At 69.2% G+C, this 19,694-nt stretch carries 19 protein-coding genes and 1 pseudogene; 4 read left to right on the top strand and 16 right to left on the bottom strand.

Annotated elements, in window-relative coordinates; genetic code table 11:
• Nucleotides 1-400: 400 nt before the first annotated feature.
• Entirely contained in the window at nucleotides 401-760 is a 360-nt protein-coding gene (locus AF335_RS06285; protein ID WP_102917283.1) for a hypothetical protein, read from the bottom strand.
• A 356-nt stretch (nucleotides 761-1,116) separates the two neighbouring features.
• Here AF335_RS06285 and AF335_RS06280 point away from each other — a divergent pair, with 356 nt between their 5' ends.
• Nucleotides 1,117-2,742: a restriction endonuclease fold toxin-2 domain-containing protein gene (locus tag AF335_RS06280; protein ID WP_244926937.1), complete on the top strand. Its 1,626-nt coding sequence runs from the start codon at nucleotides 1,117-1,119 to the stop codon at nucleotides 2,740-2,742.
• A gap of 11 nt (nucleotides 2,743-2,753) precedes the next feature.
• Nucleotides 2,754-3,212, top strand: coding sequence for a hypothetical protein (locus AF335_RS06275; RefSeq protein WP_102917282.1), 459 nt, complete (start codon nucleotides 2,754-2,756; stop codon nucleotides 3,210-3,212).
• A 291-nt stretch (nucleotides 3,213-3,503) separates the two neighbouring features.
• On the opposite strand, the gene AF335_RS06270 is transcribed toward AF335_RS06275, so the two are convergent.
• The 9 genes from AF335_RS06270 to AF335_RS06225 all read right to left on the bottom strand — a co-directional run bounded on the left by AF335_RS06270 (nucleotide 3,504) and on the right by AF335_RS06225 (nucleotide 13,146).
• The gene (locus AF335_RS06270; RefSeq protein WP_102917281.1) at nucleotides 3,504-4,193 is read right to left on the bottom strand and encodes a hypothetical protein; all 690 of its coding nucleotides are present in this window, start codon (nucleotides 4,191-4,193) and stop codon (nucleotides 3,504-3,506) included.
• Nucleotides 4,190-8,449 carry an RICIN domain-containing protein gene (locus AF335_RS06265; protein WP_228772999.1) on the bottom strand — a complete coding sequence of 1,420 codons (4,260 nt, stop codon included), beginning with the start codon at nucleotides 8,447-8,449 and terminating at the stop codon, nucleotides 4,190-4,192. The genes AF335_RS06270 and AF335_RS06265 overlap by 4 nt, the downstream gene beginning before the upstream one ends.
• A gap of 834 nt (nucleotides 8,450-9,283) precedes the next feature.
• The gene (locus tag AF335_RS36145; protein ID WP_260421952.1) at nucleotides 9,284-9,418 is read right to left on the bottom strand and encodes a hypothetical protein; all 135 of its coding nucleotides are present in this window, start codon (nucleotides 9,416-9,418) and stop codon (nucleotides 9,284-9,286) included.
• A 204-nt stretch (nucleotides 9,419-9,622) separates the two neighbouring features.
• On the bottom strand, nucleotides 9,623-9,859 hold the full coding sequence (locus tag AF335_RS35415) for a response regulator transcription factor (RefSeq protein ID WP_170127608.1): 237 nt from the start codon (nucleotides 9,857-9,859) through the stop codon (nucleotides 9,623-9,625).
• 551 nt (nucleotides 9,860-10,410) lie between these two features.
• Nucleotides 10,411-10,626: a hypothetical protein gene (locus AF335_RS06245; protein WP_102917276.1), complete on the bottom strand. Its 216-nt coding sequence runs from the start codon at nucleotides 10,624-10,626 to the stop codon at nucleotides 10,411-10,413.
• 176 nt (nucleotides 10,627-10,802) lie between these two features.
• Complete coding sequence (locus tag AF335_RS06240; RefSeq protein WP_102917275.1) at nucleotides 10,803-11,120, bottom strand: hypothetical protein; 318 nt, start codon at nucleotides 11,118-11,120, stop codon at nucleotides 10,803-10,805.
• 77 nt (nucleotides 11,121-11,197) lie between these two features.
• Nucleotides 11,198-11,482, bottom strand: a complete 285-nt coding sequence (locus AF335_RS06235; RefSeq protein ID WP_102917274.1) for a hypothetical protein — start codon at nucleotides 11,480-11,482, stop codon at nucleotides 11,198-11,200.
• A complete protein-coding gene (locus AF335_RS06230; RefSeq protein ID WP_244926971.1) occupies nucleotides 11,479-11,928 on the bottom strand; it encodes a P-loop NTPase family protein in 450 nt (149 codons plus the stop codon). The genes AF335_RS06235 and AF335_RS06230 overlap by 4 nt, the downstream gene beginning before the upstream one ends.
• An 819-nt stretch (nucleotides 11,929-12,747) precedes the next feature.
• Nucleotides 12,748-13,146 (bottom strand): helix-turn-helix domain-containing protein, encoded by a 399-nt coding sequence (locus AF335_RS06225; RefSeq protein ID WP_146045449.1) that lies wholly within the window; start codon nucleotides 13,144-13,146, stop codon nucleotides 12,748-12,750.
• 148 nt (nucleotides 13,147-13,294) lie between these two features.
• On the opposite strand from AF335_RS06225, the gene AF335_RS06220 reads away from it, so the two are divergent.
• Nucleotides 13,295-13,507, top strand: coding sequence for a type II toxin-antitoxin system prevent-host-death family antitoxin (locus AF335_RS06220; RefSeq protein WP_102917271.1), 213 nt, complete (start codon nucleotides 13,295-13,297; stop codon nucleotides 13,505-13,507).
• Nucleotides 13,508-13,572: 65 nt separating this feature from the next.
• On the opposite strand, the gene AF335_RS06215 is transcribed toward AF335_RS06220, so the two are convergent.
• From AF335_RS06215 to cbiE, 6 genes and pseudogenes are all read right to left on the bottom strand, one after another.
• Nucleotides 13,573-13,851 carry a hypothetical protein gene (locus AF335_RS06215; RefSeq protein ID WP_146045448.1) on the bottom strand — a complete coding sequence of 93 codons (279 nt, stop codon included), beginning with the start codon at nucleotides 13,849-13,851 and terminating at the stop codon, nucleotides 13,573-13,575.
• Complete coding sequence (locus AF335_RS36380; protein ID WP_311775576.1) at nucleotides 13,848-13,997, bottom strand: helix-turn-helix domain-containing protein; 150 nt, start codon at nucleotides 13,995-13,997, stop codon at nucleotides 13,848-13,850. The genes AF335_RS06215 and AF335_RS36380 overlap by 4 nt, the downstream gene beginning before the upstream one ends.
• Before the next feature lie 47 nt (nucleotides 13,998-14,044).
• Nucleotides 14,045-15,075, bottom strand: a pseudogene (locus tag AF335_RS36570) (IS630 family transposase); the annotation flags it as partial.
• Nucleotides 15,076-15,154: 79 nt separating this feature from the next.
• A complete protein-coding gene (locus AF335_RS06195; protein ID WP_102917269.1) occupies nucleotides 15,155-16,375 on the bottom strand; it encodes a serine hydrolase domain-containing protein in 1,221 nt (406 codons plus the stop codon).
• Between the two features lie 104 nt (nucleotides 16,376-16,479).
• A complete protein-coding gene (gene cobM / locus AF335_RS06190) occupies nucleotides 16,480-17,229 on the bottom strand; it encodes a precorrin-4 C(11)-methyltransferase (RefSeq protein WP_102917268.1) in 750 nt (249 codons plus the stop codon).
• A complete protein-coding gene (cbiE, locus tag AF335_RS06185) occupies nucleotides 17,226-18,476 on the bottom strand; it encodes a precorrin-6y C5,15-methyltransferase (decarboxylating) subunit CbiE (RefSeq protein ID WP_102917267.1) in 1,251 nt (416 codons plus the stop codon). Before cbiE ends, cobM begins: the two co-directional genes overlap by 4 nt.
• Nucleotides 18,477-18,633: 157 nt before the next feature.
• On the opposite strand from cbiE, the gene tsaD reads away from it, so the two are divergent.
• Nucleotides 18,634-19,689, top strand: a complete 1,056-nt coding sequence (gene tsaD / locus AF335_RS06180; protein ID WP_102917865.1) for a tRNA (adenosine(37)-N6)-threonylcarbamoyltransferase complex transferase subunit TsaD — start codon at nucleotides 18,634-18,636, stop codon at nucleotides 19,687-19,689.
• Nucleotides 19,690-19,694 lie beyond the last annotated feature (5 nt).

Raw genomic sequence — 19,694 nt, 5'->3', positions numbered from 1 at the left:
GAGGTGCGCATCGCGTCACGGTGGCGCGCGGCGCTGCGGTGGTGGGCGGCGTTTGGAGAACTACTGGCAGCTGGCCGTGACTCCTGAGGTATTACAGAGCGTTGACGCGGCGTGGACGACATCGGCCTGTGGGCGCTGATCGAGGAGCCCGGGGGGCGGCTGGAGCTGGCGACACGAGGTGAGGGGCGTGCCGTCGTCGTCTTGCTGCGGAAGCTTGCTGAGCAGGGAGGGCCACGGGCCGAGGTGGCTGCCGACTTGGCGGCGCGGATCGGCCGCCGGCTTCCGGCTGAGGGCTGATCCGCAGCGCGCAGGCCACCGGGCCGCTACGGTGGCGACGTGGCCCTTGAGGGCTCCGGGGTCGAGGTCGGAACCAGCGGAGTCTGGCCGTGTAGAGGGGCGGTTACCTGAAGGTCCCTCCTGCACCGAAGCCGCGCCCGTTCGCGTCCCAGTGGAGGCGAGGGCCCGCCCAGGGTAGGCGGCCCTCCGGGTGTCTAAAAGGGGGGCAATAGTCCACGTCAGTGGTGGGTGCGGGCCGGTCGTCCGGGAACGGAGGCTCGCTGGACCACTGCCGGCCTGCTGGCTCGTTGCCCGCAGGGACATGGTCGTAGTAGTCCTCCGGCGGCTCCGGGGTGATCGGGTTGCCGTGCTCGTCGATGTAGCCCTGGGCGCGGTCGTCCTTGTACTCCTGCCAGTAGTCGTGCTCGTCCGGGTCCTGGTCCTCGGGGCGGTGGTTGTCGCTGAAGTCGTCGATGTCGGTCACTTGTCTCCTCGTTCCTTGCCGTGATCGTCGGCGATCTGGTGAGCGGCAGAGAGCTCCGCGTCGAGGCGCGCCGCAGCGAGGAGTGGCGGCCGTGAGCGGTGCTCCGGCCGTCGCGGACGCCGTTGCCGCCCAGGGGGAACCGGTGCTTCGTGCGCTCGTATGGAGGCGCGCCTTTGGCTGACTGTGGAAGAGACAGCTGGAGCACCATCGGCGTGGCAGGCGTCCCCCTGGTGCCATCCCCGCCTGCCGCCGATGAGGCTCTACCCGTGCGAAGTCGCGGGCGAACCCTTGCGGATCGGCCATACGGCTGTGCGGTACAAAAGGTGTCGGCGTCAGGGACTGGGAGGGGACGGCGTGTGAGCGACAAGATGAGACTGACCGCCTCGGGGATGATCAAGGCGTCCATGGGGATGGTCGAAGTGGTCATGACGGGCGCTCGTGACACCGCGATCGCCCTCGGCAGTGAACTCACGGAACAGAAGGGCATGGCCGGCGATGACAAAGCCGGCCGCGCGTTCGCCAAGGTGTACGAACCGGCAGCCTCCACGACTCTCGATCAGATCGGCTTCAGCGCCTACATATTCGGCAGCACCGGGCAGGCTCTCATGCGCACTGCTCAGGAGCTCCTGCTCGCCGACAAGCAGATCGCGACGGGCTTCGGGTTTTCCGGCCAGCAGCCCGACCTGGCCGAGGGTATGGGGAACCCCGCCAAAGACTGCACGCGATCGTTTCTGAGCCTTGGTAAAGAACTTCCGGACGTAGTCGGCGACACCGCCTGGCACGAGCAGTACAGGCCCGGCGGTGGGAGCCGGTACCGCGGCGACCCCAAGAAGGTCCGATCCGTCGCTGGTGTCTGGCGCCATGCCGGGAATCTGATGGAACGATTCCTCGGCGATGCCCAGGTGTACGCCACGACCGCCAACAAGTCGCATGCGGGCCAGGCAGCCACGGCCTTCGACCAGTACTTCAAACGGACGGTGGGCTTCGGTGATCCGCCGGATCAGGCCCAGGAGGATGAACCGCTCGTCGCGAACCTTGTGGCCGCCTGCCATCAGCTGTCGAAAGCGTGTGAAAAGTACGCGGACCATATCGAGACCGCGCGTTTGCAGATCATCACGAACAAGGCGGATCTGTTCCGTATCGAGCTGCCGTGGGAATCTCCGATCCTGGGTGGAAACGGTGACGATGGTGGGCTGCACACCGCCATAGCCGGCGACCCGCACATTCACCGGCTGGGGGACGTTGCCCACGCACTCGACTCCTCCCAGGCCCGCGTGAAGCTGCCCGGTGCTTCTGGAGCGCCGGGCTGGCATCCGCCGCTCCTCCCAGGTCTGCCGTTGCTGACCCCAGTGCCCCTTACTCTCGCCTCGTATGTGGTGCCGGCCGGGAGCGGGCCCAGCTCGGGCATCCCGGCGCAGGATCCGATCCCGCCGGACCCGACGCTGAGCACGCCGCTCAGTCCGGCGGAGCAGGCGCGGTTTCGGGCGTGGGCGAACTCGCTGCCGGCCGGTGGCTTCGCCGGTGGTGGTGGGCCAAGCCGACCGGATAACGCGTACCAACTCCGCACGGCGGGGTATCCGGAGCGCGAACTTCCCCTGCCTGCCGAAGCAGTGGGAAGGAGTGGGAAGGGGCTCATGGCCGATGGCTTGCGGCCGGCCGACGGCTATGCGGTCGAGGCGAAACACGTCCGCAAGCCCAACTGTGAGAACCCCACTACCTTCCGCCACCTGGATGCGGTTGATAAGACACTGGGAACTCCGCCGAAGCTCGACGCGAACGGTAACGCGAAATTCGACCCGCGCCGTGACGGTATGTACGTCAGCGATGAGAAAGAGCTGTCGCGCTACAAGGCTGCCATGGACTACTCACATAAGGAGCTCAGAGGCTTGGAGGTAGTCACCAATGACCGTGACTCCACCGCCTATTGGCGCAGCATGATGCTCATGACCGGAGTGAGCGGTCATACCCGATACGTACCGTGAGGCGAGGAAAAATGCACGACGAGAACCCGATCAGGACGACCTTCATCTTCCATCCTCCCTTGGAAGACGCCTTGGCGTGGAACCTCAACCTGGATCGCCTGGCGCGATCCCTTGAGCAGTCGTTCCCAGACGCATCCACCAAGAACGAGGGTGACCTTGGTCCGCGCCCGGCGGCCACTCTCTCCTTCGAGATCCAGATCGCTGAAGGGGTCTGGCTCGAAGGGCTGGCGACTACGCCCTTCGAAGGAATGGGATCCGTAATGGTCACTGGGGCCTCAGCGGCTGAGGCTGCCGTGTTCGCGGCCTGGTTGCGGGACTGCTTCGCTCCCTCGCCCGAGCTGGTCGAGTTCTCAAGTGAGCTGGCGATGAACAGTGGCGACGAGTCGGTATGGCACCTTCCCGAGTCGGGTTCGCTGGCTGACGTTACAGGGGTGCTTCAGCACCATCTTGACGTGGCTGATCAGCTCTGAAGAGTGGCCGCTTCATGTGCTCGTCTGGCCGGTCACCACCCCGTGGCGCGCCACCGCTCTCTGACGGGCCGGGCTGCCCCGGACGTCTCGTCGCAGCGCCACTTGCTGTCGGCCGCGTGCTCGGCGGGCCAGGAGCAGCGGACGGGCCGGTACCAGCGCCAAGGTCTGCATTGCCGGCGGCGGCATCGCGGATCCGAATCGGTGAGCCACACCGATGAAGATGCGGGCCCTCTCCCCCTCCAATAGGAGGTGGAGAGGGCCCGCGAAAGAAGGCTTGTTCGACAGGAACTGCTACGCGAGCCCTCCGTACGTCACGGTCCTACCCGGGGTTAGTTCGCGGGCGATCCGTTCGGTCAGTTTCTCGCCACGATGGTCCAGTTCCCGGCGGCGGACATCGTCTCTTTCCGGGTCACGTTCCTCCAAGTACAGGTTCATGCTGGCGTCGAAGTCCGCCGACCACTTGTACAAGTCGTCGATCAGGTCGTCGGAGAGCCCGAGTGCGGCAGCCGGATCGTCCGGCGCGAAATCGCCGAATCCCTCCGCACGGAGCGGGCCCCACTTGTACTCGCCCTCGACGATGATGTGGACGGGATGCGGGGGGCTGCCGTGTGCGTCGAGGGTCCAGTGCAGGCGTTGGCATCCCCAGCACACGAACTTCATCGTGCCGTGCTTTTCGTCCCAGTAGCGCACGACCCACACGGGTCCCAGGTGCTTCGCCAGCGCCTGGGCGAGTTCCAGACCCTTCTCGACGTGCTTGCGCAGCTCAGGCCGGGAGGTGAATCCTCCCGGCGGGCGGGCGGCGGACCAGGTGGCCAGGCCGTGTGCCAAGCCCCCGGGAAAACTCAGGTCGGGATCATCGATCGGAACACCGGTGGTGAAGCCGTCAGGGTCCCCGTAGAACCCAGCATCCGACGTGTACAGGGGCGACCGGTCTCCTCGTGCGCGCACGAGGAGATGACGGGGTTCGTCCTGGTGGCTCATACAGGGTTCGCTCCTACGATGAATCCGTTGTCGCCCACTGTGATGGCGACTTGGTGGGTTTTCCCATTGAACACGGTTTCGTAGATCGTCCGTCCTCCGTTGGCGCCCTGATGGCCGATGACCTTGTTGTCGGCCAGAGCATTCTTGAGGAGTTTCGGAATGTCCTCCGCAGCTACGCCCTTCTGCATGAATTCGCCCGCATGCCGGAAGATGATGTGGACGAGACCGGCTCGCACGTCACCGACCTCCAGCCATGCCACGGGAACCCCTGGCCTCGGGTACCTGACCGCCATGACCACCTGCGACCGATTGAAGTTGGCCCCACTCGCTTCGAGCTTCCTCACCAGGTCTAGATCGACGCTGTTCGCAGCCTTGGTCCGATCAGTCATGCGCTCGGCCAGCCGAAGTGCCATGCCCGCCAGGCTGTCGGGGTTGGCCAAATCCTTCGCCGATGGCTTCTCTCCGAAGATCTTCTTGAGATCTTGGAGGAGCATTTCAGCGCCGACGCCGGTCTTGATCGTCTCTTCCACCTTCCCGGCGAGCTTGACCGCCTGGACGACCTTCTCTCCGGGCACGAACGCGACAGCGGCCCATGCGCATCCGGAGACGTTGCCACCGTCGTTGCCAGGCGTGAGCTGGTGGTAGCAGTTGACGAAGTCCTGCGTAAGTACCTTCCAAATACCCGCGAGGAACGCCTTGTCGACCTCCTTGACGATGTCCCAGTTCGAGAAGTGCTTGTTGATCGACTTGGTGAGATCCTTATAGGTCTGTGTGTCGAGGAAGACTGTGTCCCGCTTCGGGCAGCCTGCCTCGGTGGCGGGGACATCGGGGTTGATACACAGGTAGAAGCTGACCTTGGCGTCGAAGTGAAGGGTGAACGTCACGTCGCAGCCTGAGTTGCCCATGCCCAGCACACATGTGGTCGCCTCGGGGTCCCCGACAGGGATGACCTTGTCGACGACGTAGAAGGTGTGCTCGATCCCGGTTCCGGCCCCTGCCGAGACCTGCTTGTTCGCCTCTTTCCGCGCGGCTTCCTCGGCCGCCTTCTGGGCGTCATCGGCCGCCTTCTGCGCATCCTTCGCCGCTGTCTCCGCCGCAGTGGCGTCAGCGTCGGCACGTTCGGCAGCCTGGCGCGCGTCCTTCGCCGCCGCCCTGGCATCGGCAGCGGCGTCGCGGGCTGCCTGAGCATCCAGGGCGGCCTGGTCAGCGGCGTCACGGGCCTGTTTGGCGTAGCCTTCGGCACCCCCGGCCGCCTTGTCGGCGGCGGCGGCGTCCTCAGCGGCCTGGCCGTCGTACTCCACCGTGCGGGCCAAAGACGCTGCTGCCTGTGAGGCAGCCTTGGCCGCTTCGGCTGCGTAGCCGAGGGCTTCCTTCGCGTACGTGCGGGCATCCGCCGCATGCGAGGCGGCGTTGGCCGCATGCTGGTATGCGTCCTTCGCGTCTCCCTGTGCGGCTTCGGCCAGGCTCTTGGCGAGCGCGGCCTCCTCCTGAGCGTTCTTGGCGTGGGCATCGGCGACGGCCCGTTGCTGCTCAGCGATCGTCTTCGACGCCTGCCCCGTCAGCACCACCAAACCTGCCGCCGAGTCCGAGGTGACGTAGGGGGAGCCGAGCTGGATCGCGTCATTCGCCGGTTTGGCGACCTGCGAGGCGGCGTTGCCTGCGTCCACGGCGGCCTGGGCGGTGACATAGGCGTAGCCTGCGGCCTTTGCTGACGCCGCGAGGGCCTTGCCGGCCTCCTTGCTCGCCTCGTCTGCCTGGGACTTGGCGTTCTTCGCCTCCTGCTCTGCGGCGTCGGCCTGTTCAACCGCCGATTTAGCCTCCGAGGCAGCATGGTGCGATGCCTGGATAGCGTCCGCCGCAGCGCTGGTCGCAGTCTTCACCGCAGCGTCAGCCTTCAGCTTCGCAGCCTGAGCGCCATCCGCGTCAGAACGGGCACGCTTGGCTGCGGCCTCGGCACGGGTTGCCGCGGCGTCCGCGCCCGACGCTGCCTGGGTCGCGGCGTCTGCCTCGCCTTCAGCTGACCGCGCTGCTGACTCCGCCTCACCAGCAGCCTTGTCGGCCTGATCAGCTGCGGCGCGCGCCTCCTTGGCGTTGTCGCCGGATTCGTGCGCGTCGGCGTACGCATCCTTCGCGTCGGCCTTCGCACGTGCCGCGTTCGCTTGCTGCTCGGCGTCCCACGCATCATCCCTTTTGGCCCTGGCGCTGTCGCGGGCCTTCTCTGCCGCCCCTCGCTTCTCTTCCGCAGTGGCGGCGGCCTTGTTGGCCTCCTTGTCGGCCTCCTTGGCCGTCGACGCGTAGGCTTCGGCGTTCCTTTTGTGCTCGGCTGCCTCGGCCTGCTTGGCAGCGGCAGTCTCCTTTTCCGCCTTCGCCGTTTTCTCTTCCGCTTCCGCGGCGAGCCGCTTCGCATGTGCATCGGCTGCGGCCTTCTTCGCGTCAGCCTCCGCCTTTACCGCCTCGGCGAGCTTCGCCTCGGCGGTTTCCTTGTCCTCCTTCGCCTTGTCCCGGTGCGCCTTAGCCGCGCCGGCTGCCGCCTTGGCCTGCAACTCGGCGGTGTGCGCGGCTTCCTTCCGGAATTCCGCCTTCGCCTGCGCAGCTTGCGCGAGTGCGCGCTCCGCGATGGTCTGGCTGTCGCCGCCGGATGCGCGGGTGGCGGCCTCGGCGGTCTCGCCGGCCTTCACCATCGCCTCCAGCGCGGCAGTCACGCCTTTGGTGACCTGTGCCTTCTGCTGGCCGACCAGCAGACCACGGCCCCGGGGTGCGCCGCTCGCGTCGGCGATGGTGTAGGCGGCCTGCTGGGCGGCGTCCGAGGCGGTGGCGGCCTTTTTCGCGATGGCCAGCTGGGCTTTGAGGGTGCCGAGCTGTTTCTTCGCACCCGCCTGGGCGTCCGCGATGCCGGTCTTGGCCTGGTTGAACTGGGCCTGCGGCGGAACAACGCCGGTGTGGCCGGTCGGCTTGACGTCGAACTGCTGCGCGCCCGTGCCGTTGCATCCCCACAACCAGGCGTCATTGCCGCTGCCGAACGTGTGCAGGTCCAGGCACTTGCCCGTGCCGACGCTCTTCAAGCTCGTGGTGGCCCGTAGGTTGAACTCCCACGTCTGCGCCGGAGAACTGTTGCAACTCCAGATCTGGATCCTCGTGCCGTTGTCGGCCTTCCCACCCGACACATCTAAACACTTCTGCGAGTTGACGTTCTGCAGATGGAGGCCCCGATCATCGCCGTAGACCTGCCACTTCTGCGCTGTCGACCCGTTGCACGTCCATAGCTGGACGGGGGTGCTGTTGTCCGTTTTCCCGCCCTCGACGTCGAGGCACCTGCCCTGCGCGGCGTGGACCTCTATCACGGCCGGTGCGTCACCGATCCAGCCAGCACCGCCGGGGGACCAGTAGCTCTGCCAGCGGGCGAGGTGATCGGCTACCCACGAATGGCCCAACATCTCCCCCAGGGCCTTGGCTCCGGTGGTCAGGGCCTCGGCAGCGTCCGAGTTTGCGTTCAGGATCTGATTGCGTGGCGCGGCCTGTGAGACGGTCTCCTGCTGCCACTCCGCGGCGGCAGCCGAGGATATGTCTCCCAGGACCTTGTCCGGGTCGATCGGATCGCGCCACGCGCACGAGGAGAATCGGGACTTCATGTCCTCGACCGCGATACGGTATTCCGTCGTGCCCGGTTGCGGTGCTGTGCGGGGAAACCCTCCGGAGGCAAGAAATATTCGGGCGTTGTCAGCGCCCGCGTTCTCCCCCGGGCCCCCGTGCATGTACGTGAACCCGGCCCGCTCGGCAAGCGCGCGGTTCCACTCGTCCCTCGACATCCCCCCGGCGTCGGGATCCTTCCCGTAGCGCGGGGTGCCCAGGTCGTCAACGGCCTTGAGCGTCTTCTCATCGGCCTGTGGAGTGGGATCAGCGTAGAAGTCGCCGTTCTGCTTCCAGAACCGGTCGGCGATCCACTTGGTCAGGCCGGTCTGGGCGTAGAAGTCTTCCTTACCGTCGTTGGAGCCGGGCGGCCAGTGGAAACCGGACTCGGAGAAACCAGCCGGAATCGTCAACCCGTCAAGGGGCTTCTTCCATCCATCCCGGAGGTCATAGATGGCATCCCACTGCTTGCTGGCCGCATCCCGGTCCTTCTTGTACGCCTCGGTGAGCGGAGTGCTCTCCCAGTACTCGCGGTTGGCCAGACCATGGAGCTTGTCCGAAGGCTGATTGAGACCGTCTTGAGCAATCCGGGCCATAGAAGGCCCACCCAGTCGCAGCACATCGGACATTAGGCACTGATCCTGCCGCGCCTGCTCGGCGGCAGTGTCCTCAAACCAGTCGTACCCGTCGCTTGTCGGCCTGGCACCTCGTCCGAGATCCAGCAGGTCCGGCTGGATGACCAGGCCGCTGAGGACGGCAAGAGCGGTGACGGCCGTGATGACGGGGGTGAGGATTGCGGATCTTCGTGATCCAGGGTTTAACCACCCAGGTCTGTGGCTCAAGAGAGCAGCCCTTCTTCGCCAGCGGTGAGTCCCGAGGCATGTTCGAAGGGGGGTGTGGTTCTGGACAGGGGTCAGCGACGCTTAGCGCAGGCCGTTTCGATGTCCCAAAAGGCCGGCACGAAGGCGTGACGACTCAACCCCCCTCCGCAGGCAACACTGTTGTCTCGGTGAGGAATTGAGTGGCGGATGTGATGGCGAAACAGGCCGATGTCCGCCCAACACGGAGATCATCCTAGTCGAATGACCCGTGCATGAGGCAAGGAAAAGTTTCGAGGTTTTGAAGAATGCGTCTGCACCACCCCGCAGCGAACGCAAGCGTTCTGGAACAGCCGCTTTCACGCCCCGACCCCACTTTCACCCCAGGGGTAGGAGGACTTGAGCCTTCGGGGCTTCCTCGGGCCGACTCCGCCCCGGTGACCCGGTGTCGATCCAGCTCGGCGCGGGCCGCGTCCCGCTCGCGGCGGGCCGTGTGGAGGGCGGTCCGGAGCCCGCTGACCTGGGTACGGGAGGCGTCGAGGATCGCGATCCCCACCCGGAGCAGCGCCGCTTCCGCCGCGGTCAGCCGGCCTTGAGTCTCGGCCTGTTCGACGACGGCGAGGAGCTGCTCACGGGTGGGGCCTTTCACGGCCGGTCCCCGGTACGGACCGCTGTGGTCGCGCTTCGGCTGGTGAGCCAGGACAAGACGACGTGCAGCACCAGGGCGAGCTGGCCGACCGCCGCCGCAACGGTGGCGACAACGTCCCGGGTGTTGGTCATCACACGTCTTCTCCGTCGGCTGGAGGGGCGGGAGGGGGAGGTCGCTCTGGCCGGGGATTTCCGGGGCGGGTGTGACGATCCGGAGCCCCGGCGGCCCCTGACGCTCTGTGCGGCCGCTGGAGCGCCTGAGGCACGCCGGGCCAACCCCAACCTGCGACACCGGATCGTTCAGCACGCGCCCGCATAGGGCGCACAGACGGGCCATCAGCGGTCATCCTGGAGGTGCATGTCACGGACACTGATCAGCCCGGAGCGGATCCCCTGGGCCACGGCGTGGGCCCGGTCCCGGGCCCCGAGGACCCGGCAGAGCTCGCGCAGACGCCACTTCACGGCCCACTCGCTCACCCCGAGCGTCTCGGCGATCTCTCGGTTCGTCCGGCCGCGGGCGATCAGGAGGAGGATCCGGCGGCCCTCGCCGGTCCGGTCGCGGCAGATGGTCACGGCTGGCTCCGGCCGGCGCGGCAGTCGTCCTCGTGGGCGCCGCCGTTGGTGAGCCACCAGGTCTCGCAGCACCACACGAAGACCGGCTGCTTCACCTCGCCCTCGCCGACGGCCGTCGCCGCGGCCGGGGGCCGGTCGGCTGGCTCGGGGACGCTGACGGCAACGAAATCGGACGCCGGGCGCGTGTGCGTGCACCGCCGCCCCTGGACGGCGCGGTGGTCGGCGTCGGCCTGGAGCTCGTGGCGGGTGACGTAGGCCAGCAGCAGGGCGAGGGCGCCGAAGGACAGCGTCTCTCCGTACTCGTCGGCCTGGACGGCGCGGAGGGTGGCGGCGGCGAGGATGCCGGTGCGAGGGCGGTTATGACGGTGTCGGCGCCGTGCGGGGTCACGGTGTGCTCCTGGTTGGGGTCGTTGGTGTTGCCAACGGTTGGGCGGATTACGGGCGGCGACGAAGGGCTCGTGTGGTGCGGCGGGTGAGGGCCCAGAGGCCGATGAGGGCGGCGGACCAGAGCCGGGCGGTGAGGATGGCGAGGCCGGGCAGGTCTGCGGTCGTCATAGCGCGGCCGAGGTGTTGAGCTCGGAGAGGATGCGGCGGCGGACGTCTGCGATGCCGTTGGACGTGTCGTCAAACCGGCGGGCGGACCGGCGGTGCAGTTCGGCGCAGGCGGTCTCGATGCGGGCGAGGGCGGCCTCGGCGGTTTCGAGGCGGTTGTAGAGCTGGTTGAGGTCGTGGTCGGTGAGGTGGTCGCGGTGGATGCGGCCGGTCACGGTTGAGGTCCTTCGGTGGGTGCTTCGGCGAGGGGGCCGTGCTCGGCGACGAGAACGCGCCAGCGGATGAAGTGGCTGCCGGTGACGGTCAACGGGCGCGTCTGCGCTTCCAGAGGTGGCCGTTCCGGTCATGGACGGCGTGTACGTCGGGTGGGGCTTGGAAGCTGCCGGGGCCGTTAGGGCGCCAGGTGCATTTTGTCATGGCTGCGCGGGTGCGGTGCGGCGGGTGCCGGTGAAGCGGGTGCGGAGGTTGGGAGCCGGCGGCGGGTGCCGTTGCCGCCGCCGTTGTTCCACCAGCGGTGGGCGCAGAGTGCGGCGACGGCGCCGCAGAGGGTGGCGAGGAACGGGTCGTCGGGGATGTTGGCGATGCTGACGAGGGCGTTGCCGATGCCGCAGAGGGCGTCGGTGTGGCGCCAGGGTCGGAGGAGGGTTTCGGCTGCGAGCGCTGAGACGGTGAGAGCGAGGCCGGTGGTGATGAGGAGGATGTGGATCACGCGGGTGGCTCCTGCGGGGTGGGTGTTTGGTTGTTCCAGGCGGTGATGCGGGCGTCGTGGCTGGGGACGGGGAGGTGTCAGTCGCCGGTGGGGAGGTTCAGGCATTCGGTGTCGGGTGGTCGCCACCCGGCGTCGATGAGGCAGGCGACGATGCGACGGGCGGCACATGCTTCGGAGGCATCGGGGCCGTAGGCCGGGAAGGCGTCGGGGTCCTGGGCACGGCCGGCGCGGACGTGCAGGAGGGCCCAGATGCGGGTGGTGATGATCTGCTCGGCGATCTGGAGGCCGTTCTGGCCGTGCGCGTAGCTGGTTTGGGCGAGGTCGCATTCGACGTTGTCCATGCGGGGGTCGTCGGGGTTCACGAGGCGCTCCTCAGGTGTCGGCGGCGGTCGGGGCCGTTGAGGATGAGGGCGGTGGCGGCTTCGGCGAGGCGGGAGGCAAGTCGTTCGCCGAGGCGCCCGACGAGGTCCGGGCCTGTGGGCCGACCGTGGTCGTCGAGGGGGGCCCGGACGGGCAGGTTGGTGGTGACGATCAGCGGGAGGCACTGGTTGTAGCACTCGTTGATCAGCCGGTACGTGGCCTCCTCCGTCCACTCGGAGAGCTTTTCGGTGCCAAGGTTGTCGAGGAGCAGCAGCGGGACCGTGGCGAGGCGGCGCAGCTCGTACTCGGTGCCCTTGTCGGAGCCGCCGGGGCGGAGCCGGCCGTACATGTCGGGGGCGGTGGTGGCGATGAACTCGAAGCGTGGCGGCCCGGCTTCGGCGATGGTGCGGAGGGCGCCGTACGCCTGGTGGGTCTTGCCGGTTCCGATGGTGCCGGTGAGGACGAGGAACCCGGCGTCGCGGCTGTCGGCGGCGGCCCGCTGGGCCCAGGCGGTGACGCCGGGGTGGGTGGCGGTGGCCTGCCGGTAGCGGCAGGGGGTTGCGGATTCCCAGCGGGCGAGGGCGACGGTGGCTCGCTGGCGGTGGTGGTAGTCGGGGTGGCCGGGGTCGTCGGGGGTGAAGGTGGTGTCGGTGGGGCCGGGCTCGATGGCGGTGAGGCCGCGGACGGTGAGGAATCGAGCGGAAGCGGTCGAGGAGTCGGGCTCCGCCGATGGGCTGCGGGTCGTGCATCAGAACCCCTGGTCGCTCTCGTAGGCGGACGCGGGTGGGCACTGGAAGGGCTGGTAGCCGCCGTTGCCGGGAACTGCTCGGAAAGGCGGCCGGGAGGCGGGAGGGTCGGGCTCGTCGTCGTAGCAGCCCTTCGCGAGCCAGTTCGCGGGGGAACTTCGTGTACTTCGGGTCCTGGCCGGCTCGCTCGCGGGCGTAGGCGTTGGCGGCGTCGGTGATCTTCTGCGGGTCGACGCCGGTCTTGGTGGCGGTCAGCCATGCCTTGAGTGCTTCTTGCTTGTCGCGCTTCTTGGGGTAGACGAGCCAGAAGGCGCCGAAAGCGTTGAGGTCGTGCGGCTCGTCTACCGGGGGCTCAGCGGGAGCAGGTGTGCTATCTCCCGCATCGGCAGATGCGGAAGAGTCTTTTGTTCCTGGTGGTTCCGCTGGTGGTTCATTGATGGTTCGGGCGGCGTTGAGTGCGTGACGTCCGGACGCAGAGTGCGTGACATCGGAATCGGTCACGGACTCTGAGTGCGTGACCGTCACGTCGTTGGAGTGCGTGACGCGCCTGGCGCGCGACTTCCGCTTCCGCTCAGCTGCCGCCGTCCGCTCGGCCTCCTCCTCGGACTCCAGTGCAGTCCAGTCGGAGTCGGACGGCGCTTCTCCAGGTGCAGCTTCCAGCGGGTACAGCCGCGGACAGCCCCGTTCGCCGAGATCAGCCCAGCGTCTTCCAGCCGCCTCTGCGCCCGCTGCACGGTCCTGCGGTCGTAGCCGGTGCGGTACTGGATCCGGAGCAGCGAGGGGTGAGCGTTCGAGCCGTCCTTGTGGGCGTGCTCGGCGAGCGCCTGAAGGACGTGGCGCGCCGTAGTGTCCGGCTTGCCCTTGTCGGTGCGCAGCATGGGCGCGTCGTCCATGGCCCACTTCACTGCCTCGTTGCTCACGTGCTCTCTTCTCGCCGATGGTGCTGGTCGGACAGGTGCAGGCGAGTGCTTGAGGAGGGGCACGCCCCTCGCTCAGCTCGTAGCTATCATAGCTAAGAAAGCGAATTAGCGCTGTTGGGTTTCGCGGCGAATCCGCTAACCTGCTCCCATGTCCGACCGCATCGAGCACCGCGCCAAGATCGCTGAAGCCCGCAACGTCCTCGGCGAAGTCATCTCCCGAGCGCGCTACGCCGGCGAGACGACGGTGCTCATCAACCGCGGCAAGGAAGCGGCCGTCATCGTGCCGTTCGACTTCTACGAACGCGCCTGCGCGGCCCTTGGCGAGACGCGCGTGCCAGCCGCAGGTGGCCCGGAGTCCTGAGTCGGCGCCCTGCCTGGGGTGGGGACAGCCCGTACGGACCGGCCCGTCTGAGCCGCGCGGGGCTATCACCGCGCGCTCCTGTGCTGCGGCCGCTTGATGACGCCCTGCTCGATCAGCAGGGCCCGGACCAGATACCGCGACAGGCCCGTCTCAGCGGCGATGGCCGCGATGGTGAGGTCCGCCTCGCGTTGCGTCGCAGTGTGCACGGCCACCGCGCGGCGTGCCGCGCCCCGGAAGTGGCCGCCGGCCTCAGGTCGGATCTTCACGCCGTGCTGGAGCAGCAGGCCGATTCCGATTGCGTTCGGCTCCAGCGCCGTCTGCACCCCGCCCGGTCGCGGTATCACCGGGTACCGTCCTCCAGCTTCGGCTCCGGCCGAGGCTCGCCTCCCCGCTGCCTCAGCTGCACGCCCGCGAGCAGGAGCAGTAGCCGCGTACCGCCGTAAGAACGGCCCGTGGCTGCGGCGATCTCCCGAATCTTCGCCCCGCCCAGGTACAGGGGCGCCAGACGCTCAGCCTCGGCCTTGCGGGCGGCCCCGGTTACTGACCTCTTCGGGGTGTTGTCGGGTGGTGAGTGAGGCTGAGGCCGGTGCCTGCGAGGCAGCCGTCGATGAGTTCGGGATGGCGCTGGACGCGACGCAGTCCGCGGCGTAGGACGCGTTCGAGGTGTTCGTGATCGGTGAAGGCGACGTTGGCCAGCGGACCGCGTCGTAGCAGCGACCACATGCCTTCCACCGGGTTCAGGTCCGGTGCGTAGGAAGGGAGTTGCACGATGGTGAGTCAGTCATGGTCAGCGGCGTACTGGCGCATTCCGGCGGCCCGGTGTGTGTTGAGATTATCCCAGATTAAGACGATCGGGGCGCCGAGCTGCAGGTGGGCGCGCACGACCAGGTCTCGGTAGTCGCTCCAGGCGAAGCTCTTGCGCCCGGATCCGGGGTGCTTGCGGTGACGATAGGGCCGGAGATCAGCCGCGGTGTCCCGCCGGGCTTGTAGCAGCACAGGGCCGCTATCGAGAAGCGGCGCCAGGAACGGCCTCGGACCCGCACCACCGGCGTATGCCCCCGCCGGCCCCATGTGCGGGCGACTGACGGTGTCATCGAGAACCCGGCCTCGTCCTCGAACACCACGTAGGCCCCGAGCACCGCCGCAGCCATTCCACCTGCGGCCACGCCTCCTTCTTCCATAACCTCGCCGCGTCCTCATCACGCTCCAGCGCCCGGCGGGCGGGCGACCGCCAGGACCAGCCGTGCCGGTGCAGCAACCGCCACACCGCCGCCGACGAACAGTCCAGCCCGAACCTCCGCCGGATCAGCACCCGGATCCTGGCCAGCGTCCAGCGCTGGTCCTCCCAGCCGTGAACCGCCGGACCCCGCGCAAGCTCCCGCTCCAGTTCGGCGAACCTCTCATCGGACAACTTCGGCACCTTCGCAGGCCCCGCCGACGCCAGGGCATCCAAACCACCCCGCCCGCCAGACGCGCCTCCAGCGCTCCACCGAACGCTCACTAACCCGCAGATCCTTTGCGATCACCGCGTCCTTCTCGCCCCGCACGAACCGCTCCCCGGCCTCGAAGGCGCTCGCAGAGATGCACGTCCCTTGTATCGGTCACAGGTTGCAGATCGAAAGCCTCCAGAACCACCGGGGCTGTGACCTAGTGGTTTACCGGGCCAAGCACTGCCTGAGGCGCCACCGCCTTGCCGGTCTTCGCGGCGCTCCCGCAGAACTCACCCTCGAACATGTTCTCGAAAGGCGGGCTCTGGTCGAGCCAGTCACCGTTGATGTTGAAGGTCAGCATGTGCTTGCCGTCCCGGGTGCCGGCGGCACCGGAGAGCGAGCCCCAGACGACGCCGTCGTGGCCGTACACCTGGACGCCGCAGGACAGCTTGCGGGAGATGATGCCGAGGCCGTAGGTGTAGTGCTCGCCGGTCTCGACGGTGGTGAGCATCTTGTCGAGCTGCTTCTTGGGCAGCAGCTTGCCCTGGAGCAGGGCGCTGTAGAAGCGGTTGAGGTCGCCGCTGGTGCTCACGACCTCGCCGGTGGCGCCGGACCAGGACGGCCGGTACTCGGTGGCGTCGTAGATCTGCGGGCCGGGGTCGGGGACGTAGAGCTTGGAGTAGCCGACCGGGTGCGGGGCCGGCAGCTTCGGGTCGGTGCCCGGGAAGGTCGTCTCCTTCAGGCCGAGCGGCTTGACGACGCGGCGCTCCACCTCGCGGGCGTACGGCTTCCCGGTGACCTTCTCGATGATCATGCCACCGAGGACGAAGTTGGTGTTGGAGTAGCGCCAGCCCTTGCCGGGCTCGAAGTCGGGGCCGTACTTGACGCCCATGGCGACGATCTGCTCGGGCGTCTTGATGTCGTAGCGGTGCTCGAAGAAGCCCTGGCCGTTCATCTGCTCGTTCCACTCGGGCGTGTACACCATGTCGTGCACGCCACTGGTGTGGTTGAGGAGCTGACGGATCGTGATCTTGTTGGCGTCGTAGCCGTTGCCCTTGACCACGCCGGGGAGCCACTTCTCGACGGAGTCGTCGATGCTCAGCTTCCCCTCCGCCTCCAGCTGCAGCAGCACCGTCGCGACGAAGGACTTGGTGATGCTGCCCGCGCGGAAGTGGTCGTCGGCGGTGCGCTTGCGCTTGGTGTCGGTGTCCGCGTAGCCGGCCGAGCCGGACCAGGTGCCCTGGGGCGTCCAGGTGCCGGCGGCGACGCCCGGCATGCCCGCGGCGACGAGGCCGTCCAGGGCGGCCTGCGTCGCGGCGTGCGAGCCCTTGCCCTGCGTCGCGGCGCCGGCCGGGGCGACCGTCGCACCCCCGACGACGCCCGCCGCGGTGAGCGCGACCAGCGCGCCCCGCAGAACCTTCGATATGTGCTTGGACATGCGTTCCCCCCTGGGAAATGGTGTGGCCGGCCGGCTGCCACATGATCATTCGGGGGTAAGCATAGGCTAACCTCAGTTCGGCCTCGGTTCGGCTCGGCGCTCCCTCAGTGGTCGCACCGGTCCCGTCCGGTCGAGTACAGATAGCTGTCCGGGAACTGATCCGCCGCCAGCGCGCGCCCGACGAGGATGACCGCCGTACGGACCACCCCGGCCTCCGCGACCCGGCCCGCGATGTCGGCCAGCGTGCCGCGCAGCACGATCTCGTCGGGGCGGCTGGCCATCGCGACGACGGCCGCGGGGCAGTCCGGCCCGTAGTGCGGGAGCAGCTCCGCGACGACGCGGTCGGTGTAGCGCGCCGCGAGGTGGAGGACGAGCAGGGCGCCGCTGCGGCCGAGCGTCGCGAGATCCTCGCCGGGGGGCATCGGGGTGGCCTGCTGGGCGACGCGCGTGAGGATGACCGTCTGGCCGACGGTCGGCACGGTCAGCTCGCGCCCGAGCGCTGCGGCGGCCGCGGCGAAGGACGGCACGCCGGGCACGATCTCGTACGGGATCCCGGCCGCGTCGAGGCGCCGCATCTGCTCGGCGACGGCGCTGAAGACGGCCGGGTCGCCGGAGTGCAGCCGGGCCACGTCCTGGCCCGCCTCGTGGGCGCGGACGAACTCCGCCGTGATCTGATCCAAGTCCAGCCGGGCGGTGTCCACGAGCCGGGCGCCGGGCGGGCAGTCGGCGAGGAGCTCCGCGGGGACGAGGCTGCCCGCGTAGAGGCAGACGCCGCAGCGGGCCAGGGTCCGCGCGCCCCGCACCGTGATGAGGTCGGCGGCGCCGGGGCCGGCGCCGATGAAGTACACGGTCATGACTGGGAGTTCCCCTCGGTGTGCGGATCGGTGGGCTTGACCGCTGACCACTGCGTCACCGGCATCGCCTGGCGCCAGCCCGTGAAGCCTCCCACGGGGACGGCGCGCGCCACCGCCAGGCGGGTCAGCTCGCCGCCGTGCCGCCGGTACCACTCGGTGAGCAGCGCCTCGGACTCCAGGGTGACGGTGTTGGCGACCAGCCGGCCGCCGGCGGGCAGCGCCTGCCAGCAGGCGTCGAGCAGGCCGGGCGCGGTGAGCCCGCCGCCCACGAAGACGGCGTCGGGCGTGGGCAGCCCGGCCAGGGCGGCCGGGGCGGGACCGGTGACGACGCGCAGGGCGGGCACGCCGAGCGCCTCGGCGTTACGGGCGATCCGCCCGGCCCGTACGGGGTCGCGCTCGACGGCGACGGCGCGGCAGGAGCGGTGGGCGCGCATCCATTCGATGCCGATGGAGCCGGAGCCGCCGCCCACGTCCCACAGCAGTTCGCCGGGGGTCGGGGCGAGCGTGGCGAGGGTCACCGCCCGTACGTGACGCTTCGTCAACTGTCCGTCGTGCTCGAAGGCTTCGTCCGGGAGACCGGGGGTGAGCGGGAGGCGCGGCGTGCCGCCTGCGGCCCGGCACTCGACGGCGAGGACGTTCAGCGCGTCGCCGGGCGGGTGCGGCCAGCCCTCGGCCGGGCCCTCGGCGCGGCGCTCGCGCTCCCCGCCGAGCTGCTCCAGGAGGGTCAGCCGGCTCGGCCCGAAGCCGCGAGCGGCCAGCAGCGCGGCCACCTCGGCGGGGGTGCCGGCGCCGGCGCTGAGCACCAGCAGCCGGCGGCCCGGGTGCAGCGCGGCGACGAGCGCGCCGAGCGGCCGGCCGACGAGGCTGACGACCTCGGTGTCCTCCAGCGACCAGCCGAGCCGGGCGCAGGCGTACGAGACGGAGGAGGGGTGCGGCAGTACGCGCAGCAGGCCCGCGCCACCGAGGACGTCCACGAGCGTGCGGCCGATGCCGAAGAACATGGGGTCGCCGCTGGCGAGCACACAGACGCGCCGCCCGGCGTGGGCGGCCAGCAGCCCCGGCACGGCGGGCCGCAGCGGCGACGGCCAGGGGACGCGCTCGCCGGTACAGTCCTCCGGGAGCAGGTCCAGCTGACGCGGTCCGCCGACGAGCACCTCGGCGGCGCGGAGCGCGTCCCGGGCACCGGGCGCGAGGCCGGGCCAGCCGTCGGCGCCGATGCCTACGACGGTCACGGGGGCATGGCTCACGGGGTCTCGTACCTCGGGGTGCGCGGGGGTCGGGGAGCACGGGAACTCTACTGACCGGCGACGGAGGCGGCGCAGCCGGGACCGGGTCCCATCAGTTGCATACAATGTGCAATTACTGACAGAAGGCGGGAGGCGGCGCGGCGTGAAGCGTTCACCGGTGGTGCTGGGGATCGAGTCGTCCTGCGACGAGACCGGTGCGGGTCTGGTCCAGGACGGAAAGCTGCTGGGCCACTCGGTGGCGTCCAGCATGGACGAGCACGCGCGCTTCGGCGGCGTCGTGCCGGAGATCGCGGCGCGCGCGCATGTGCACGCGGCGGCGCCGGTCGTCCACGCGGCGCTGGCCGACGCGGGCCTGACCATGAGCGACATCGACGCGGTCGCCGTCACGACCGGCCCCGGCCTCTCCGGCGCGCTCCAGGTCGGCGTCGCGGCCGCCAAGGGCTTCGCGTACTCCCTGGGGGTGCCGCTCTACGGAGTGCACCACCTCGCCGGTCACGTGGCCGCGGACACCCTGGAGCACGGGCCGCTGCCCAACCCCTGCATGGTGCTGATCGTCTCCGGCGGCCACACCTCGCTGCTGCTCGTCCGGGACCTGGCGCGTGACCCGATCGTCCACCTCGGCGACACCCTCGACGACGCCGCGGGCGAGTGCTTCGACAAGGTCGCCCGCGTCTTCGGGCTGCCCTACCCCGGCGGCCCCGCCGTCGACCGGGCGGCGCGTGAGGGCAACCCGCGCGCGGTGGCGTTCCCGCGCCCGCTCACGGGCCCGCGCGACGACCGCTACGCGTTCTCCTTCTCCGGTCTGAAGACGGCCGCCGCGCGCTGGGCCGAGCAGCACCGGGCCGCGGGGCTGCCGCTGCCGGTGGCCGACGGCGCCGCCTCGCTCCAGGAGGCCATCGCCGACGTCCTCACCCGCAAGGCGGTCGCCGCGTGCAAGGAGCACGGGGTGGGCACGCTCGTCGTGGTCGGCGGCGTGGCCGCCAACTCCCGGGTGCGGGCCCTGGCCGAGGAGCGGTGCGCCAAGGCCGGCATAACCCTGCGGGTGCCGCCGCTGCGGCTGTGCACGGACAACGGCGCGATGATCGCCGCGGTCGGCGACCTGCTGGTGCGGGCGGGTGCGGAGCCCGCGCCGCTGGACGTGTCGATCGACCCGTCGGCACCGCTGGAGTACGCGGCGCTGCACCCCGTCGCCCGTAAGGCCCAGGTCGCCTGAGCCCC

The sequence above is a fragment of the Streptomyces eurocidicus genome (genome assembly GCF_002891295.1).
Lineage (GTDB): Bacteria > Actinomycetota > Actinomycetes > Streptomycetales > Streptomycetaceae > Streptomyces > Streptomyces eurocidicus.
The sequence above is the reverse complement of the archived record's forward strand: the minus strand, read 5'-3'. Positions and strand labels throughout refer to the sequence as shown.

What these genes read in the sequence shown, in the direction of transcription:
- AF335_RS06275 (WP_102917282.1), top strand. Translation starts at nt 2,754, where the DNA reads ATGCACGACGAGAACCCGATCAGGACGACCTTCATCTTCCATCCTCCC.
- AF335_RS36145 (WP_260421952.1), bottom strand. Translation starts at nt 9,418, where the DNA reads ATGACCAACACCCGGGACGTTGTCGCCACCGTTGCGGCGGCGGTCGGC.
- cobM (WP_102917268.1), bottom strand. Translation starts at nt 17,229, where the DNA reads ATGACCGTGTACTTCATCGGCGCCGGCCCCGGCGCCGCCGACCTCATC.
- AF335_RS06195 (WP_102917269.1), bottom strand. Translation starts at nt 16,375, where the DNA reads ATGTCCAAGCACATATCGAAGGTTCTGCGGGGCGCGCTGGTCGCGCTC.
- AF335_RS06265 (WP_228772999.1), bottom strand. Translation starts at nt 8,449, where the DNA reads ATGTCCGATGTGCTGCGACTGGGTGGGCCTTCTATGGCCCGGATTGCT.
- AF335_RS06220 (WP_102917271.1), top strand. Translation starts at nt 13,295, where the DNA reads ATGTCCGACCGCATCGAGCACCGCGCCAAGATCGCTGAAGCCCGCAAC.
- AF335_RS06270 (WP_102917281.1), bottom strand. Translation starts at nt 4,193, where the DNA reads ATGAGCCACCAGGACGAACCCCGTCATCTCCTCGTGCGCGCACGAGGA.